This is a genomic window from Nonomuraea sp. GTA35, assembly GCF_041950525.1.
GTDB lineage: Bacteria > Actinomycetota > Actinomycetes > Streptosporangiales > Streptosporangiaceae > Nonomuraea.
The window spans coordinates 632,530-650,240 of sequence record NZ_JBGNUV010000002.1 but is presented as its reverse complement, the minus strand read 5'-3'; the positions used below and the strand labels follow the sequence as shown (position 1 = coordinate 650,240).

General features: G+C 71.1%; 13 protein-coding genes. 6 read left to right on the top strand and 7 right to left on the bottom strand.

Features of this window, described 5'->3' with window-relative positions; translation table 11 throughout:
• Position 1 precedes the first annotated feature (1 nt).
• From ACBJ32_RS09615 to ACBJ32_RS09600, 4 genes are all read right to left on the bottom strand, one after another.
• Positions 2-985: a glycosyltransferase family 2 protein gene (locus tag ACBJ32_RS09615; protein ID WP_375126426.1), complete on the bottom strand. Its 984-nt coding sequence runs from the start codon at positions 983-985 to the stop codon at positions 2-4.
• 28 nt (positions 986-1,013) lie between these two features.
• Positions 1,014-3,056 (bottom strand): N-acetylneuraminate synthase family protein, encoded by a 2,043-nt coding sequence (locus ACBJ32_RS09610; RefSeq protein WP_375126425.1) that lies wholly within the window; start codon positions 3,054-3,056, stop codon positions 1,014-1,016.
• Between the two features lie 71 nt (positions 3,057-3,127).
• Positions 3,128-3,793 (bottom strand): response regulator, encoded by a 666-nt coding sequence (locus tag ACBJ32_RS09605; RefSeq protein ID WP_375126424.1) that lies wholly within the window; start codon positions 3,791-3,793, stop codon positions 3,128-3,130.
• On the bottom strand, positions 3,790-5,286 hold the full coding sequence (locus tag ACBJ32_RS09600; protein ID WP_375126423.1) for an ATP-binding protein: 1,497 nt from the start codon (positions 5,284-5,286) through the stop codon (positions 3,790-3,792). Before ACBJ32_RS09600 ends, ACBJ32_RS09605 begins: the two co-directional genes overlap by 4 nt.
• Before the next feature lie 93 nt (positions 5,287-5,379).
• Here ACBJ32_RS09600 and ACBJ32_RS09595 point away from each other — a divergent pair, with 93 nt between their 5' ends.
• The gene (locus ACBJ32_RS09595) at positions 5,380-6,723 is read left to right on the top strand and encodes a cation:dicarboxylate symporter family transporter (RefSeq protein WP_375126422.1); all 1,344 of its coding nucleotides are present in this window, start codon (positions 5,380-5,382) and stop codon (positions 6,721-6,723) included.
• A 54-nt stretch (positions 6,724-6,777) separates the two neighbouring features.
• Here ACBJ32_RS09595 and ACBJ32_RS09590 read toward each other — a convergent pair whose 3' ends face one another.
• From ACBJ32_RS09590 to ACBJ32_RS09580, 3 genes are all read right to left on the bottom strand, one after another.
• The gene (locus ACBJ32_RS09590; protein WP_375126421.1) at positions 6,778-7,596 is read right to left on the bottom strand and encodes an SAM-dependent methyltransferase; all 819 of its coding nucleotides are present in this window, start codon (positions 7,594-7,596) and stop codon (positions 6,778-6,780) included.
• Between the two features lie 34 nt (positions 7,597-7,630).
• The gene (locus ACBJ32_RS09585; RefSeq protein WP_375126420.1) at positions 7,631-8,980 is read right to left on the bottom strand and encodes a sensor histidine kinase; all 1,350 of its coding nucleotides are present in this window, start codon (positions 8,978-8,980) and stop codon (positions 7,631-7,633) included.
• A 64-nt stretch (positions 8,981-9,044) separates the two neighbouring features.
• Positions 9,045-10,538, bottom strand: a complete 1,494-nt coding sequence (locus ACBJ32_RS09580) for a glycoside hydrolase family 13 protein (protein ID WP_375126419.1) — start codon at positions 10,536-10,538, stop codon at positions 9,045-9,047.
• Positions 10,539-10,835: 297 nt separating this feature from the next.
• Between ACBJ32_RS09580 and ACBJ32_RS09575 the strand changes: the two genes are divergently transcribed.
• The 5 genes from ACBJ32_RS09575 to ACBJ32_RS09555 are packed head-to-tail and all read left to right on the top strand — an operon-like array spanning position 10,836 to position 17,615.
• Positions 10,836-12,107 (top strand): maltose ABC transporter substrate-binding protein, encoded by a 1,272-nt coding sequence (locus ACBJ32_RS09575; protein WP_357866641.1) that lies wholly within the window; start codon positions 10,836-10,838, stop codon positions 12,105-12,107.
• 4 nt (positions 12,108-12,111) lie between these two features.
• Positions 12,112-13,680: an ABC transporter permease subunit gene (locus ACBJ32_RS09570; RefSeq protein ID WP_375126418.1), complete on the top strand. Its 1,569-nt coding sequence runs from the start codon at positions 12,112-12,114 to the stop codon at positions 13,678-13,680.
• Between the two features lie 2 nt (positions 13,681-13,682).
• Positions 13,683-14,516 (top strand): sugar ABC transporter permease, encoded by an 834-nt coding sequence (locus ACBJ32_RS09565; RefSeq protein ID WP_375126943.1) that lies wholly within the window; start codon positions 13,683-13,685, stop codon positions 14,514-14,516.
• 5 nt (positions 14,517-14,521) lie between these two features.
• Entirely contained in the window at positions 14,522-16,300 is a 1,779-nt protein-coding gene (locus tag ACBJ32_RS09560) for a glycoside hydrolase family 13 protein (protein ID WP_357866647.1), read from the top strand.
• Between the two features lie 58 nt (positions 16,301-16,358).
• On the top strand, positions 16,359-17,615 hold the full coding sequence (locus ACBJ32_RS09555; RefSeq protein WP_375126417.1) for a right-handed parallel beta-helix repeat-containing protein: 1,257 nt from the start codon (positions 16,359-16,361) through the stop codon (positions 17,613-17,615).
• The last annotated feature ends 96 nt before the right edge of the window (positions 17,616-17,711 follow it).

Below are 17,711 nucleotides of genomic sequence, written 5' to 3'. Positions count from 1 at the left end.
TTTAGGACTCCTCCCGGTCGCGGCGGACCCGGACGTGCGGGCTGGGGGGCAGGTCGGGCACCAGGGCCCGCAGGGTGGTCTCGCGTTCGACGGACATCCGCGACACCGACTCGGCCACCAGCTCCGGCGGCAGCGCCCGCACCATCTGCGCGCCGCGCTCCTCGAAGCGGGCGCGCAGCGCCGGCGTGAGCCGGTCGCCGATCTCCAGGTGGTGGGCGAGCAGCGCGCAGAAGTTCCGTGCGGCCTTGGGCAGGAACTCCGGCTCCAGGTCCTTGAAGACCAGCTCGAACGCGTCGAAGAAGTGGAGCTGGCGCTCGTCGCCCACCTGGGTCAGCGACCCCGACACCATGCGCCGGTAGAACACCCCGGCCAGCGACGCCACCGCGAACGTGGCGGCCTCCCTGTGCAGCCGCCAGATCCACGGCCGGTCCTCGGCGGTGTGCAGGGAGCCGGGGAAGTGCAGCAGGTCGCCCAGGGAACGCCTGTAGACGCCGGCCCAGGCGTACGGGTAGTCCACCATGGTCCGCACCTCGGCCGGCAGGATGGCGTCGCGGGGGACCAGCACCGTGCCCCTCGGCGCGGACAGCGGTGCCCGGTGCACGACCCGTTTACGGCCCTCCACCTGCACGTGGTCGACGCGCACGAAGTCGCAGCCGAGCCCGTCGATCGCCTCGACGAGCCGCGCCAGGTAGCCGGGGGCCAGCCAGTCGTCGCCGTCCATGAACGTGACGTACCGGCCGGTCGCGGCCGACAGGCCCGTGTTGCGCGCGTCCGCCAGCCCCACCGGCGCGGGGTTGCGGATCACGACCAGCCCGGGCAGCTCACCGATGAAGTCGTCGATGATGTCGCCCGTGGCGTCCACGGACCCGTCGTTCACGATGATGAACTCGAAGTCGCCCCGCGCGTTGCGGGACAGCGAGGTGAGCGCGTCGGCGATGAAGCGCTCGCCGTCCCGGATGGGCACGACGACCGAGAGCGTGATCAATGTTGTCGTTTCTTCCTGGTGGGTACGGTCAGACGGTCACCCGGCGAAGGCGGGCCTTCGGAGCCTCCTCACCGGGGAAGACCCGCTTGACGCCGTCGCCCAGGGCCTGCTCGATGATGCGGATGTCGCGGACGAGGTGCTCCAGCCCCGACGGCTCCAGCGAGGCGGCGTGGTCGGAGCCCCACATGGTGCGGTCGAGGGTGATGTGCCGCTCCACGCACACGGCGCCGAGCGTGACCGCGGCCAGCGAGATCTGCAGGCCGCGCTCGTGGCCGGAGTAGCCGACGGGGACGCCGTACCGCTCCTTGAGCGTGGTGATCGTCCGCAGGTTCGCCTCCTCGGGCGGCAGCGGGTACGTGGACGTGGCGTGCATCATGATCAGCTTGTCGGTGCCGAGGATCCCCACGGCGGCGTCGATCTCCGACAGCGTCGACATGCCCGTCGACAGGATGACCGGCTTGCCGGTGGCGGCCAGGGCGCGCAGCAGCTCGTGGTCGGCCACGCTGGCCGAGGCCACCTTGTGCACCAGGACGTCCATCTCCTCCAGGAACTCCACCGACGGCACGTCCCACGGCGAGGCGAACCAGTGCAGCCCGCGCTCGTCGCAGTACTTGGCGATCTGCGTGTACTCGTCGCGGCCGAACTCGGTGCGCTCCTTGTACTCCAGGTACGTCATCTCGCCCCACGGCGTCTGCCGGATCTGGCCCTTCTGCTCCTCGGGCACGCAGATCGCGGGGGTGCGCTTCTGGAACTTGACCGCCTGGCAGCCCGCCTCGGCGGCCACGTCGATGAGCTGCCTGGCCAGGTCGAGGTCGCCGTTGTGGTTGATGCCGATCTCGCCGATGACGTACACCGGCTCGCCGTCGCCGACCAGCACGTCGCCGATCGCCACCGGGGCGAACTGCGGCCTGGTGCGCACCTGCACGGGAGCCGGCTCGGGCGCCGGCCGGGCGGCCACGACGCGGTCGCACAGCTCGCGCACCGCGCCGGACCCGCCGGCGGTGGTCAGCACCACGCGGGCGGCGGCGCGCACCCGCGGGTGCGCCTCGGGGGTGGCGATGGGCCAGCCGACCTCGCCCATCGGGCCCAGGTCGTTGACGTCGTTGCCGACGTAGGCGACGCGGGCCGGGTCCAGGCCCTCGATGCGCAGCCAGTCGCGCAGCACGGTGCGCTTGTCGGCCAGGCCCTGCAGCACGGGCACGCCGAGCTTGCGGGCGCGGGCGGCCACCACCGGGTTCTGCTCGGTGGACATGATCAGCACCTTCACGCCGGAGCGCTTCAGCAGCGAGACGCCCATCCCGTCGGAGCGGCTGACCAGCACCATCTCGCGGCCGTCGGAGTCGACGTAGGCGCGGTCGTCGGTGTGCACGCCGTCGAAGTCGGTGATGACGGCGTCCACGTCGATCGGCTCGGGCTGGTCGATGAACGGGGCGAGCGCTCGCACGAGCTCCAGGTCCTCCGGGTTGTCGATCTCGATGGCGTGCTGGGTGGGCACCGGCTGGACGGCGATCTCGCCGAAGAAGCGGTGGCCGTGCTCGCGCAGGCCCGCGGTGCGCATGACGTAGAAGGCGCCGTTCTCGCGGAACTCCGGCGCGCGGTCCTGCCGGCGCTGCCTGACGGCCGGGTCGTGGTTGACGCCGGCGCCCGTGGCCGTCCAGAGGAACTCGTGCGTGGGCAGCCCGGACACGACCGAGTCGGCCTCGCCGTCGAGCACCTTGCGCACCGCCGCGGACAGGTCATCGGGGTCGATGAACGCGCTGGTGGCCTGCACCAGCACGACGACCTCCGGGTCCTCGCCGAGGGCGTCGAGCGCGTGCAGCACCGCCGACTCGCTGGAGGCGGTCGCGCCGCTCAGCTCCGCCGGGCGCTCCACCACGATCGCGCCCGCCTCCCTGGCGGTCTCGGCGATCCCGTCGTGGTCGGTACTGACCACGACCTGGTCCACCAGCTCGGCGCGCAGGCAGGCCCGCACCGCCCGGGTGACCAACGGGACGCCCCCGACCAGGGCGAGGTTCTTCAGGGGTACGCCCGCCGAACCTCCGCGGGCGGGAACAACGGCCAGGACTCGCAAGGTGTCTCCTCAGTGCATCGGATTGCACCCAGAAGCTAGAGGGCCGGATTGAACGGCCAGCGTCACCACCATTAACTTTCCATGGGGATCCGGTAGAGCAACTCTGGCCGGCCCACCCCGCCGTACTGCGGAACGCGGGCCGCCACACCCACCTCGACCAGGTATTCCAGGTATCTGCGGGCCGTCACTCGGGACACTCCGATCGCGTTCGCCACGGCCTGCGCGCCCACCCCTTCCGGGTGCGCGCGCAACTGTGCCGCCACGGTGTCCAGAGTGTCCCGTGCCATGCCTTTCGGCAGCTCCGAGGGACCGCGCAGGGTGCCGAGCACCCGGTCCACGTCGCCCTGCCCCACGGCCAGGCCCGCCTCCTCCTTGAACCGGGCGTAACGCGACAGCTTTTCCGCCAGTGTCGCGAACGTGAACGGCTTGAGCAGGTACTGGGAGACTCCCAGCGACACCGCTGAACGGACCATGGCCAGATCGCGAGCGGAGGTGACCGCGATCACGTCGCACATGAGGCCGCCCGCCCGTACCGCGCGGCACACGTCCAGGCCGTGCATGTCGGGCAGGTAGAGGTCGAGCAGGATGAGGTCCACGGGCCGCCTGCGCAGGAAGCGCAGGGCCTCCGCGCCCGACCTGGCCACGCCCGCCACCTCGAAGCCCGGCACCCGCTCGACGAAGATGCGGTTGGCCTCGGCGGTGATCTCCTCGTCCTCGACCACCAGCACGGAGATCATGGCTTCGGCAGCCTCACCGTGAACGTCGAGCCCTCGGCCTCGATCGTGCCGCCCAGCCGCCGCACCGCCTGGCCCACCAGCGCCAGGCCGAGCCCGCGGCCGTCGCCCTTGGTGGTCCAGCCCTTCTCGAACGCGCCCGTGCCGGTCAGCCCCGGCCCGTTGTCGGACACCCTGATCAGCACGTGCCGCTCGCCGGCGCTCAGGTGCACCTCCACCCTGGAGGCCGCGTCGATGGCGTTGTCGATCAGGTTGCCCACGATCGTGACCAGCTCGCGGGCGTCCAGGCCCAGGTCGTCCAGCTCGCTGTCCTGGCTGATCACCAGCTCGGCGCCGCGCTCGGCCGCCTCCGCGCTCTTGCCCAGCAGCAGCGCCGCCAGCACCGGCTCGCGTACGGCGCCCACCACCCGGTCGGTCAGCTCCTGCGCGGCCCGCAGCTCCGCCGTGCCCAGGGCCACCGCCTGCTCGGTACGGCCCAGCTCGACCAGCGTGATGACCGTGTGCAGCCGGTTGGCCGCCTCGTGCGCGGCCGAGCGCAGCGACTCGGCGAAGCCGCGCTCGGCGTCGAGCTGGCCGGTCAGCGCCTGCAGCTCGGTGTGGTCGCGGACGGTGACGACCGTGCCGAGCCTGCTGGCGGCGCTGTTGACGGCCAGGACCCGGTCACCGGCCAGGTGGATCCGCTCCTCGCCGGCGGCCGGCACCTCCTGCAGGCCCAGCTCCCGCACGTGACGGCCCTCGGCGTCGGCGGGCAGGCCGAGCAGCAGGCGCGCGGCGTCGTTGCACAGCGTCAGCGTGCCGTCCCTGCCGATCAGCAGCAGCCCCTCCCTGACGGCGTGCAGCACCGCGTCGTGATGCTCGTGGATGCGGCCCAGCTCGACCGGCCCCAGGCCGTGCGTCTGGCGGCGCAGCCGCGCGGTGACCAGCCAGGTGCCCGCCGCGCCCAGGCCGAGCGCCAGCGCCACGATCAGGCCGCCCCAGGCGAGCTGGCCGCGCAGCCTGGCGCTGATCCTGTCGATCGTGATCCCGGCGCTGACCAGCGCCCGTACCCGCCCGCCCGCCATGACCGGCGTCACCGCCCGCTTGGAGGCGCCCAGCGTGCCGGTGTAGGTCTCGGTGAACGTCTCGCCGCGCAGCGCCGGTTCGATGTGACCGAGGAAGCGCTTGCCGATCTCCGCCTCGTTCGGGTGGGTGTAGCGGGTGCCGTCCGTCTTCATGATGGTGATGAAATCGACCCCCGTCGCCGCCCGCGCCCGCTGCGCGTACGGCTGCAGCCGCGCGGTCGGGTCCCGCTCGCCGAGGGCCTCCAGCACGTCGGGCGAGGTCGCCACGCTGACCGCCACGGCCCTGGCCGTGGCGCCCGCCTCCTCCTGCAGCAGCTCGTGGGCCTGCAGCAGGGCCAGCACCGCGCCGCCCGTCGCCGTGACGGCGACCACGAGCAGCTGCAGGACCAGCATCTGACCTGCCAGGCTCCAGCGCCGCATCGGGTTCCCCTCCATGTACGAAACTTACGCAATGGTGACCTGCATCACTCGTGAGGCGCATAGTCGCACATCGAGAAGGTCCCTCAAGAACCGCCGGAGAACCCCCCTATGCGCGATCGCACTCGCTATCTCTACCTGGCCGTCATCGTGGCGGTCCTGCTCGGGATCCTGGTCGGCTTCATCTGGCCGGACGTGGGCAAGGAACTCAAACCCCTGGGCACCGGCTTCGTGGCGCTGATCCAGATGGTGATCGGCCCGATCATCTTCTGCACGATCGTGCTCGGCATCGGCTCCGTACGCCAGGCCGCCCAGGTCGGCAAGGTCGGCGGGCTCGCCCTCGGCTACTTCATCGCCATGTCCACGGTCGCCCTGGTCATCGGCCTGATCGTGGGCAACGTCATCGACCCGGGCTCGGGGCTGCAGCTCACCGACACCGCCAGGCAGGCCGCCGAGGCGGAGGCGGCCAAGGGCGCGGACGCCAGCACCGTGGACTTCCTGCTCGGCATCATCCCCGAGACGGTCGTCTCCGCGCTCACCGACGGGTCGGTGCTGCAGGCGCTGCTGGTCGCGCTGCTCGCCGGGTTCGCGCTGCAGGCCATGGGGCCCAAGGGCGCGCCGATCCTGCGCGGCGTGGAGCACTTCCAGCGGCTCGTGTTCCGCATCCTCGCCATGATCATGTGGGCGGCGCCGGTCGGCGCGTTCGGCGCGATCGCGGCCGTCGTGGGCGCCACCGGCCTCGAGGCGCTCAAGAGCCTGGCCATCATCATGGTCGCCTTCTACGTGACGTGCGTGCTGTTCGTCGGCGTGGTGCTCGGCACGATCCTGTGGCTGGTGGCCCGGATCAACCTGTGGTCGCTGCTGCGTTACCTGGGCCGCGAGTTCCTGCTCATCCTGTCCACGTCCTCGTCGGAGACCGCCCTGCCGCGGCTCATCGCGAAGATGGAGCACCTGGGCGTCAGCAAGACCGTGGCCGGCATCACCGTGCCGACCGGCTACTCCTTCAACCTCGACGGCACCGCGATCTACCTGACCATGGCCACGCTGTTCATCGCCACGGCCACGGGGTCGCCGCTGGAGTTCGGGGAGCAGATCGCGCTGCTGCTGTTCATGATGATCGCCTCCAAGGGCGCCGCCGGCGTCACCGGGGCGGGCCTGGCCACCCTGGCGGGCGGGTTGCAGGCGCACCGGCCCGAGCTGGTCGACGGGGTGGGCCTGATCGTGGGCATCGACCGCTTCATGTCCGAGGCCAGGGCGCTGACCAACTTCGCCGGGAACGCGGTGGCGACCGTGCTCGTCGGCACCTGGACCGGGGAGTTCGACCGGGACCGCGCGGAGCGGGTCCTGGCCGGCCGGGCGCCGTTCGACGAGGCCACGCTGCTGGACGACGACGATGACGCGGACGGTCAGGACGGCGAGCCGCGCGAGCCGGCCAAGGAGATGTCCCCGGCGTAACCGTGCCGGCACGGGGAGGCCGCGGCCTCCCCGGCGTTCGCCGCGTTGGCGGCGTTACGGTTTGCGGCCGATCCCCGCGTACGCCATCCGCGCCATGTCCTCGTCCACGAAGACCGGGTTGAGCGGGTCGTGGAACGGCCAGACCTGGTGCGCCGGCAGCCCCGTGGCCAGGCCGGGCGGGATGAGCTCGAAGTCGCCGAAGAAGGCGTGGATCTCCGTCCCCGGCCGCGGCGTGAAGTCGGCGTTGGCCTTGCGGTAGAAGTCCGTGACCTGCGCCGCCCGCTCCGAGGCCACGTCGTTGGTCACGTGCGAGATGGCCAGGTAGCTGCCGGGCGCCAGGGCGTCGCGGTAGGCGGCCATGAAGCGCTGCGGCTCGTCCTGGTCGCCGATGAGGTGCAGGACGAACATCATGAGCACGGCGACCGGCCGGTCGAAGTCGATCAGCCCGCGCACCTCGGGGGCGGACAGGATCTCCTCCGGCCTGCGGCAGTCCCCCAGCACCATCGCCACCCGGTTCGGGTCGGCCAGCAGCGCCCTGCCGTGCGTGGCCACCACCGGGTCGCTGTCCACGTAGACCACCCGGGCCTCGGGGGTGTGGCGCAGCGCCACCTCGTGCACGTTCTCCTGGGCCGGCAGGCCGGAGCCGAGGTCGAGGAACTGGGTGATGCCCTGCTCGCAGAGGTAGCGCACCACCCGGCCGATCAGCGCCCGGTTCTCCCTGGTCCCCTCGCGCACCTCCGGCATCACGCTCAGCACCATGTCGCCGAGGTCGCGGTCGGCCTTGAAGTTGTCCTTGCCGCCGAGGAAGTAGTCGTACATCCGCGCCGCGTTGGGGATGTGGGGGTTCACGCCCTGCGGCGCCTGTTCCGTCATGCGTTCCATGATCCACGACCGTGGAGAGGGAAATCTACCGATTCGCGATCGGCAGCCGCAGGACGAACCGGGCGCCGCCCCGGTAGTCGTCCACGCGGATCTCCCCCCGGTGCGCCATGGCCACGTCCCGCGCGATGGCCAGGCCGAGGCCCGTGCCGCCCGCGTCGCGGCTGCGGGCGGCGTCCAGGCGGGTGAAGCGCTCGAAGATGCGCTCGCGGTCGCACTCGGCGATCTCCATGCCGTCGTTCTCGACCGCCAGCACCGCCATGCCCGGCTCCTGCTCGGAGACCGTGACGCGTACGGTGCTCTCGGCGTGCCGCTGGGCGTTGTCCAGCAGGTTCGTCAGCACCCTGGCCAGTTGCAGCCGCACGCCCTCGACCACGACCCCGTCGGCCAGCTCCACCCGCACGGGCAGCTTGTCGCTGCGGACGGCGAGCTCCATGCGCACCAGGTCGGCCAGGTCGACCGGCTCCTTGGCGACGTCCACCCGGGAGCCGATCCTGGCGAGCAGCAGCAGGTCCGTGATGATCGCCTCCAGCCGGTCGGTGTCGCGCAGCGCGCTGTTCACCAGCGCCTGCATGTCGGTGTCGTCCGGGTAGAGCTGGGCGCTCTCGAGCTGGGCGCGCAACCCGGCGATCGGGGTGCGCAGCTCGTGGGAGGCGTCGGAGGCGAACTGGCGCTGCTGCTCGGCCGAGCGTTCCAGGCGGGCCAGGGTGCCGTTGACGGAGCGGGCGAGCTGGGCCACCTCGTCGTCGCCCGGCGGTTGGGTGACGCGGTGGCTGAGGTCGCCCGCGTGCACGGCGTCCAGCTCGGCCCGCATGGTCGCCACCGGCCGCAGCGCCCTGCCGGTGACGAGCCACGTGGCCCACGCCGTCACCCCGATCAGCAGGGCGACCTCGGCGAACACGATGACCTCGAGCGTCCGGCTGGACAGCACCTCGGGCGTGCTGCGGCCGGCGTAGACGATGGGGGAGTCGGCGAACATGCTGACCCGCACCGCCGTCAGGTGCACGCATTCGGTCGGCAGGCAGCTCGTGGTGCTGACGACCCGGTTCTTGGCGGTCGGGCGCACGTCGCTGAGCGGCGGCAGGTTCCTGGCGGCGTCGCTCGCGCCCAGGATCCGCCCGTCGGGCCCGACCACCTGGATCAGGTCCACCGGCGGGTGCGGCACCGGGATGGCGGCGCCCATGGGCAGGGCGCCGCCGCGCATCTCGTAGGCGATCCGCTCGGCCGTGTCACGGGTCTCGCTGAACACGCCGGCGGTGATCACGGACCTGGTCACCAGGACTCCCGCGATGCCCACGGGGATGAGCACGAGGGCGGCTACGGCCGTCGCGATGAAGGTGAAGCGTCCGCGCAGTGACCTGGCCCACCAGGGTGCCATCCCACGAGGCTACCGAGAGTGATCTCCGACAATTGCCGCGTAACTGGAAAGGTTTCACCAATCGTCAGCGCTGGATCCAGACCGTGGTGTCCGGCGGGATCGTGCCGTCGGCGGGCAGCGGGCCGCTGGACAGCAGCACCTCGCCCGGCAGGTCGAGGGCCACCGGCGCCTCGCCCGTGTTGAGCACCACGACCAGCCCCGGGTCGCGCTCGATGGCCAGCACGTCCTTGGGGGAGTCGAGCCACGTCAGCGTGCCGCCGCCGAGCGCCGGGTGCTGCTTGCGCAGCCTGAGCGCGGCCCGGTAGAGGTTCAGGGTGGAGCCGGGGTCGTCCTCCTGCGCCTCGGCCGACAGCGCCGCCCACCCGGCCGGGATCGGCAGCCACGGGTCGCGCCAGCCGAGGTCGCCGGTGGACGTCCAGGGCAGCGGCACCCGGCAGCCGTCGCGGCTCTCGCCGCGGCGCAGGAACGCGGGGTCCTGGCGCAGCTCGTCCGGCAGGTCGAGCACCTCGGGCAGGCCGAGCTCCTCGCCGTTGTAGAGGTAGGCCGAGCCGGGCAGGGCCAGCATGAGCAGGGTGGCGGCGCGGGCGCGGGCCAGGCTGCCGTGCCGGGTGACGTGGCGCGGCTTGTCGTGGTTGGACAGCACCCAGGTGGTGGGCGCGCCGACCAGGTCGGCCTCGCGCAGCGACTTCTCGATCACGTTGCGGAACGACTTGGCGTGGAAGTCCGCCATCATGAACTCGAAGTTGAACGCCTGGTGCAGCTCGTCCGGCCCCACGTAGCGGGCCAGCCGCTCGGGCGACGACACCCACGCCTCGGCGACGGCCATGCGCCCGCCCGGGTAGGAGTCGAGGATCGGCCGCCACTCGCGGTAGATGTCGTGCACGCCGTCCTGGTCGAAGTACGGCACCCGCTCGTCGCCCAGCATCTCGGCCTGCGGGCCGTCCTTCTGGCCCACGTCCGGCAGCCCCTCGGCCTTGATCATGCCGTGCGCCACGTCCACGCGGAAGCCGTCCACGCCCCGGTCGAGCCAGAAGCGCAGGATGTCGCGGAACTCGGCGCGCACCTCGGGGTTGTCCCAGTTGAGGTCCGGCTGCTCGGGGGCGAACAGGTGCAGGTACCACTGACCGTCCTCGACCTGCGTCCACGCGGGCCCGCCGAAGATCGACTCCCAGTCGTTGGGCTTGTCGCGGAAGACGTACCGGTCGCGCAGGCCGGCCTTGAACCACGGGTGCTGGTCGGAGGAGTGGTTCGGCACCAGGTCCACGATGACCCTGATGCCCAGGCCGTGGGCGTCGGTGATGAGCGCGTCGAAGTCGGCGAGCGTGCCGAACATGGGGTCCACGTCCCGGTAGTCGGCCACGTCGTAGCCGCCGTCGGCCATGGGGGAGGTGTAGAAGGGGCTCAGCCAGATGGCGTCCACTCCGAGCCGGGAGAGGTACCCCAGGTGCTGGCGGACGCCTTCCAGGTCCCCCATGCCGTCGCCGTTGGCGTCGGCGAAGCTTCGCGGGTACACCTGGTACACGACCGCGTCACGCCACCAGTCGTCGTTGCCGAGCATGGCTGTCCTTCCCCCGGATGACCCGAGATGTCGGGTGATGTTCTGGTCAACGATGTCGCGATCACCAGAGAACGGTCAAGTGCAAGTTGCGGAAAGTTGCGAACCGCCGCCTTCAGCATAAGCACCCTCGGTCGCGAGGTCGGCCGAGGTGAGCGGGATGTGGATCAGGTAACGCTCTTTCGCAAGTTCTTCCAATTCTTGCAAAGAGCCGCTAACGTCCCGGAAACGTTCGAGCTTTCTTCTCCGGCGGCGGCGCCTGCGGCGCCGCCGTTCCTCCGTGACCTCAGGAGGTCCTCCATGCGCATGCGGGCACTGGGTGTGGCAGCACTCGCGACCCTGGCGTTCGCCGCGACGGCGTGCGGCAGCACCCCGTCGGCCTCTCCGACGACGGCGCCGAGCGCGTCCGCCCCGGCCTCTGCGGCCGCGGGCGGCGGCACGCTCGTCATCTGGGCCGACCCCCTGCGGGTCAAGCCGCTGCAGCCCTTCGCCGAGCAGTTCGGCACCGAGAACGGCGTGACCGTCGAGGTGAAGGAGATCAGCAAGGACAACCAGATGACCTTCCTGACCGCCTCCCAGCAGGGCAGCGGCCCGGACGTCATGATCGGCGCGCACGACTGGATCGGCAACCTGGTGCAGAACGGCGCCATCGACCCGGTCACGTTCACCGAGCAGCAGAAGGCATCGTTCTCGGCGAAGGCCATCCAGGCCGTGACGTTCGACGGGCAGATCTACGGAGCCCCGTACGCGCTGGAGAACATCGCCCTGATCCGCAACACCGACCTCGCCCCCGACGCGCCCGCCACGATCGAGGACATGATCGCCAAGGGCAAGGAGCTCAAGGAGGCCGGCAAGGTCAAGGAGGTGCTCTGCATCCCGGTCGGCCAGAAGGGCGACGCCTTCCACGTCTACCCGATCTTCGCCTCCGGCGGCGGCGCGCTGTTCGGCGCCACCGCGAGCGGCGACCCCGACCCCAAGCAGGTGCTGCTCGGCTCCGAGGACTCCGTCAAGGCGTTCGGCAAGCTGAAGGAGCTCGGCGAGAAGGGCGACGGCGCGCTGCGCACCTCGCTGACCAACGAGAACTACATCGTCAACTTCGCCGGCGGCAAGTGCGCCTACCTGGTCTCGGGCCCCTGGGCGATCAGCGAGGTCAAGAAGGGCGGCATCAAGTACGACATCAGCGCCGTCCCCGCGTTCAAGGACGGCAAGCCCGCCACCCCGTTCGTCGGCGTGCAGAGCTTCTTCGTCGCCTCCAAGGGCAAGAACAAGGCCCTGGCCCAGGAGTTCGTCGCCAACTACGTGACCAACAAGGACGTCGCCAAGGCGCTCTACGACGCCGACCCGCGGCCCCCGGCGCTGACCGCCGCGCTGGAGGAGGTCCAGGCGGGCGACCCCGACGCCGCCAAGTTCCTGGAGGCCGGCAAGGACGGCATGCCGATGCCCGCCATCCCCGAGATGGCCGCCATCTGGGAGCCGTTCGGCATCGCCGAGAACGCCGTGGTCAGGGGCGGCGACGCGGCCAAGGCCGCCGCGGCGGCGCAGAAGGCCATCGACGGCGCGCTCAAGAACTGACGACATGGCTCTCGACGTGCGTCAGGCCGCTTCCGCCGGAGTGCGGCAGCGGCCCCGCCGGGAGATCACCACGGCGTTCGTGGTGAGCAGGATCGCGGTGCTCGCCGTGGCGGCCGCGATCCTGCTCTACGCCGCGCCACCGCTGGTCGCCGCCGGGTCGTGGGTCGCGCTGGGGCTGCTGTGCGCCGTCAGCGCGGCCATCGCCTACCTCTACCTCACCCGGCGTTTCATCCCGGCCAAGTACCTCATCCCCGGCACCGTCTTCCTCATCGCCTTCCAGGTGTTCCCGGTCGTCTACACGCTGACCACCGCCTTCACCAACTTCGGCGACGGGCACCGCGGCGACAAGGCCGCCGCCGTCACCGCCATCGAGACCGGCTCCGTCCGGCAGGCGCCCGGCTCGCCCGAGTACACCCTGTCCGTCGCCACGCGCGGCGAGGAGCTGGTGTTCCTGCTGGTGGACCCGGCGACCAAGCAGGTCTCGCTGGGCACCGCCGACGGGCTGACCCCGCTGGACGGCGCCCGGGTCGGCGTCACCGGCAAGGTGCTCGCCGCGCCCGGCCTGACCGTGCTCAAGGCGCCCGAGGCCGCCGCGCGCGGGCAGGAGATCACGGCGCTGGCCGTGCCGACCGACGACGGCGTGATCAAGGCCAACGGGCTCAGCCGCGCCGTCGAGGGCAAGGCCGCCCTGGTGTACGACGCCGCGTGCGACTGCGTACGCGGCAACGGCGACACCTGGACGGCCGACGAGAGCCAGGGATACTTCGTCAACGCCAGGGGCCAGCACCTGGCGCAGGGCTGGCAGGTCAACGTCGGCCTGGACAACTTCGCCCGCGTGCTGACCAACCCCACCATCTCCGGCTATTTCGCGGGCGTCCTGGGCTGGAACCTCGTCTTCGCGCTGGCCTCCGTGCTCGGCTGCTTCGGGCTCGGCATGGGCGTCGCCCTCGCGCTGCACCACCCGCGCATGCGCGGCACCCGGATCTACCGGATCGTGCTGATCCTGCCGTACGCGATGCCGGCCTTCGCCATGCTGCTGGTCTGGCGCGACATGTTCAACCGCGACTTCGGCCTGATCAACCAGCTCCTCGGCGCGGAGATCGACTGGCTCGGGCAGACGGGGACCGCCAGGCTCGGCGTGCTCCTGGTCAACATCTGGCTCGGCTTCCCGTACATGTTCCTCGTCACCACCGGCGCGCTGCAGGCCATCCCGCGCGAGCTGACCGAGGCCGCCTCCATCGACGGGGCCACGCCGTTCAAGGCGTTCCGCCGGGTGACGCTGCCGCTGCTGCTCGTCGCGCTGACACCGCTGCTGATCTCGGCGTTCGCCTACAACTTCAACAACTACAACGCCATCGCGCTCACCACCGACGGCGGCCCGTTCCCCGCCGACAGCCCGCAGGTGGGCGGCACCGACCTGCTCATCACCTACACCTTCAGGCTGGCGTTCGGCGCGGGCGGCGCGCAGTTCGGCTTCGCGGCGGCGATCTCGGTGTTCATCTTCGCCATCGTGGCCGTCATCTCGGCCGTGGCGTTCCGCCGCACCCGCAAGCAGGAGGAGATCTACGCGTGAAGATGACGCTCCGGCACGTCTTCGTGCTCGTCGTGTGCGCGTTCGCGGTGTTCCCGATCCTGTTCGTGCTCTCCGCCGCGATCAACCCGATGGGCACGCTGGCCTCCACCCAGCTGCTGCCCACGGGCGCGAGCCTGAACAACTTCGCCAACCTGCTGACCTCCGACACCTACCCGTTCGGCCGGTGGTTCTTCAACTCGGTGTTCATCGCGCTGGTGTCGTCGTTCGCGAGCCTGCTGCTGTCGATGTTCGCCGCGTACGCCTTCAGCCGCATGCGCTTCGCCGGCCGCCGGGTCGGCATGATGGCGCTGCTGCTCATCCAGATGTTCCCGCAGTTCCTGGCCATCGTGACGATCTTCATGATCTTCACCGAGGTGACCGAGCTCTACCCCGCCTTCGGCTTCAACACCGTGTGGGGCCTGCTGCTGCTCTACCTCGGCGGCGCGCTCGGCGTGAACACCTGGCTGATGAAGGGCTTCCTCGACACCGTGCCCAAGGAGCTGGACGAGGCCGCCACCGTCGACGGCGCCACGCACGCCCAGATCTTCTGGCGGGTCATCATGCCGCTGGTCACGCCGATCCTCGCGGTCACCGCGCTGCTGGCCTTCATCGGCACCATGAGCGAGTTCCTCATGGCCAACGTGTTCCTGCGCGACCCCGAGAGCAAGACCCTGGCCGTCGGCATGTACGGCATGATCGCCGGCGACCACCGCAACGCGAACTTCGGCATGTTCGCCGCCGCCACCCTCATTACCGCCGTTCCGACGGTCGGTGTGTTCCTCTGGTTGCAGAAGTACATCGTCTCCGGCCTGACCGCCGGGGCAGTCAAGGGATAGGTGCAGTGCTGCGATTTCTGGGGGAGCCGCATCACGACGGCTCGGCTCTGTATGTCTCCGACCAGCGGCCCGGGCTCGGCGCGCGGGTCACGCTCTGGCTGCGCGCGCCGCTGGCCGCCGGGGTCACCGCCGTGCACGTCCGCGCGGTGCACGACGGGGAGCCGCGCTACTTCGAGGCCACGGTCGACCGGGGCAGGCAGGCGAGCGGGTACGGCCCGACCGACGTCTGGTGGCGGGCCGAGATCACCGCGGTCAACCCCGTCACCCCGTACCGCTTCCTGCTCCACACCACGAGCGGGCAGCGCTGGCTGACCGCGGCCGGGCCCGCCGCGCACGACCTCACCGACGCCGGCGACTTCCGCCTTGTCTGCCACCAGGCCCCGCCTGAGTGGATGTCGGACGCCATCGTCTACCAGATCTTCCCCGACCGCTTCGACCGCTCCCGGCCCATGCCGGACCTGCCCGACTGGGCGCTGCCCCGCGACTGGGACCGCGACCCGGTCATCCCCAGCGGCGCCGGCACCTCCCAGCAGTTCTACGGCGGCGACCTCGACGGCATCACCGGGCGCCTCGACCACATCCAGAGCCTCGGCGCCGACACCGTCTACCTGACGCCGATCTTCCCCGCCCGCTCCAACCACCGCTACAACGCCTCCACGTTCGAGCACGTGGACCCGCTGCTCGGCGGCGACGAGGCGCTGCACCGCCTGTCCGGCGCGCTGCACGCGCGCGGCATGCGGCTGCTCGGCGACATCACCACCAACCACACCGGCGACACGCACGAGTGGTTCACCGCGGCCGTCTCCGACGTGAACGCGCCGGAACGCGAGATGTTCTACTTCGACCCGGTGACGGGCGACTACGAATCCTGGTGGGGCATCAAGACGCTGCCCAAGCTCAACTGGGGCAGCGAGCTGGTACGCGCCGGGATGACGGCCGTGCTCAAGAAGTGGCTCGGCCCGTTCGACGGCTGGCGCGTGGACGTGGCCAACATGACCGGCAGGCGCGGCGCCGACGACTACGCCGCCGAGGTCGCCGCCCTGCTGCGCGCCGAGCTCGGCCCCGACGCCGCCTTCATCGCCGAGCACAACCACGACGCCACCCGCGACCTCGACCGCGACGGCTGGCAGGGCACCATGAACTACGGCGGCTTCACCCGCCCCGTCTGGGCCTGGCTGCGCGGCCCCGGCTGCGACCTGGAGCACTTCCTCGGCGTGCCGGGCGGCGTGCCGCACCGCGACGGCACCGCCACGCTGGCCGCCTTCAGGTCGTTCGCCTCGCAGATGTCGTGGCGCTCGCTCGTGCACTCCTGGCAGCTCCTCGACTCGCACGACACGCCCCGCGTCCGCACCGTGACCGGCTCGCGCGAGCGCCACCTGCTCGCCACCGGCCTGCAGGCCACGCTGCCCGGCACGCCCATGGTGTTCGCCGGCAGCGAGTACGGCCTGACCGGCGTGAACGGCGAGCACTCGCGCACCCCCATGCCCTGGAACCGGCCCGCCGACCAGGACCTTCAGACGCTGGCCGGCTACCGCGACCTGTTCGGGCTGCGCCGGGCCGAGCCCGCCCTGCGCCACGGCGGCCTGCGCTGGCTGCACGCCGACGCCGACTGCCTGGTGTTCGCGCGCGAGACGTACGACGAGACGATCCTCGTGTCCGCCCGCCGCGCGCCCGGCGAGCCGCTCCCCATCGGCACGCACGCCACCGGCCTCTACAACGCGCAGGACGGCGACGTCATCCCGGGGGAGGGACCTTCGCTGCGTATGTGGCGCCTCACGCGCTGATCACGCTACGGTGGCCTCTGCTGACTCTCCCGTCCCAACTAGATAGTGGTGTGCTCGTATGAGGTTGCTCTCCGTAGCCGTGCTGGCCTCGCTCCTGCCTGCCGTACCGTCCGCAGCCGCCGCTCATGCGGGCGCGGGCACCACCTACTACGTGGACTCCCGCGCCGGTGACGACGCCGCCGACGGCACCAGCGCGGCCACCGCGTGGAAGTCCCTGGAGAAGGTCACCGCCGCCGAGCTCAAGCCGGGCGACACCGTCGCCGTCAAGCGCGGCGGCAGCTTCACCGGTCCGTTCACGCTGGAGGCCAGCGGCACCGCCGCCCGGCCCATCACCATCAAGGCGTACGGCAGCGGCGCGCTCGCCAAGATCAGCGGCAGCGACGACGACTGCGTCGTCGTCAAGGGCAACCACTGGGCCATCAGCGGCCTGCACGCCTCCAACTGCCGCTGGGCCGGTTTCCAGCTCGACGGCGACAACAACGAGCTGAGCGGGGTCAAGGCCGACCGCAACATCGCCGGCGTCTTCGTCTCGCCCTCCGGCTCCCGCAACACCATCCGCGACAGCGTCCTGACCGACAACAACCGGATGAGCGTCAACGACGACGGCGGTGACAACGACTCCGGCGCCTTCGGCGTGCTCCTCAACGGCGACGACAACGTCGTGACCGGCAACACCATCACCGGCAGCTACGCCAAGAGCGCCGACTACGGCATCGACGGCGCCGCCGTCGAGATCTTCAACGGCGACCGCAACAGGGTCACCCACAACATCGCCAGGAACAACGAGACGTTCACCGAGCTCGGCGCCCAGAAGGGCAAGACCGCCACCGGCAACCTCTTCGCCTTCAACGTCGTCACCTCCTCCCGCACCCGCGGCTCCTTCCTCATCACCCGCGGCTCCCGCCACATCGTCGGCCCCGTCAAGGGCACGATCGCCGTGCACAACTCCGTCCACCTGCCGGCCAAGAACACCATCGGCTGGTCCTGCCACGACGGCTGCTCCCCGTCGCTGCTGAAGCTGCGCAACAACGTGATCGCGGTCGGCGGCGAGGCCGGCTGGGAGGACGGGGCCGGGGCCGACGAGGACGGCAGCGTCTACCAGGGGCGGACGGCCAAGTTCAAGCTGGGGCCCAAGTCGGTGGCGGCCGATCCCAAGTTCGTCTCCCGGACCGACCTGCGGCTGCGGCCGGGCTCGCCGGCGCTGGGGCGCGGGGTGGCGCTGACGCCGAAGTGGTACGGCGGGAAGGCGTTCGGCAAGGACGTCAAGGGCAAGGCCCTGTCCGGCCCGCTGGACGCCGGGGCTTACCAGCACTGACCCTCCCTCCAAGTGCCCGCGCCACCCCGCGGCGCCGCCCGCCCCAGGCCGGTTTGGACCGCTCCGACGCGGGCCGTTGCGATGCGGAGCCACCAT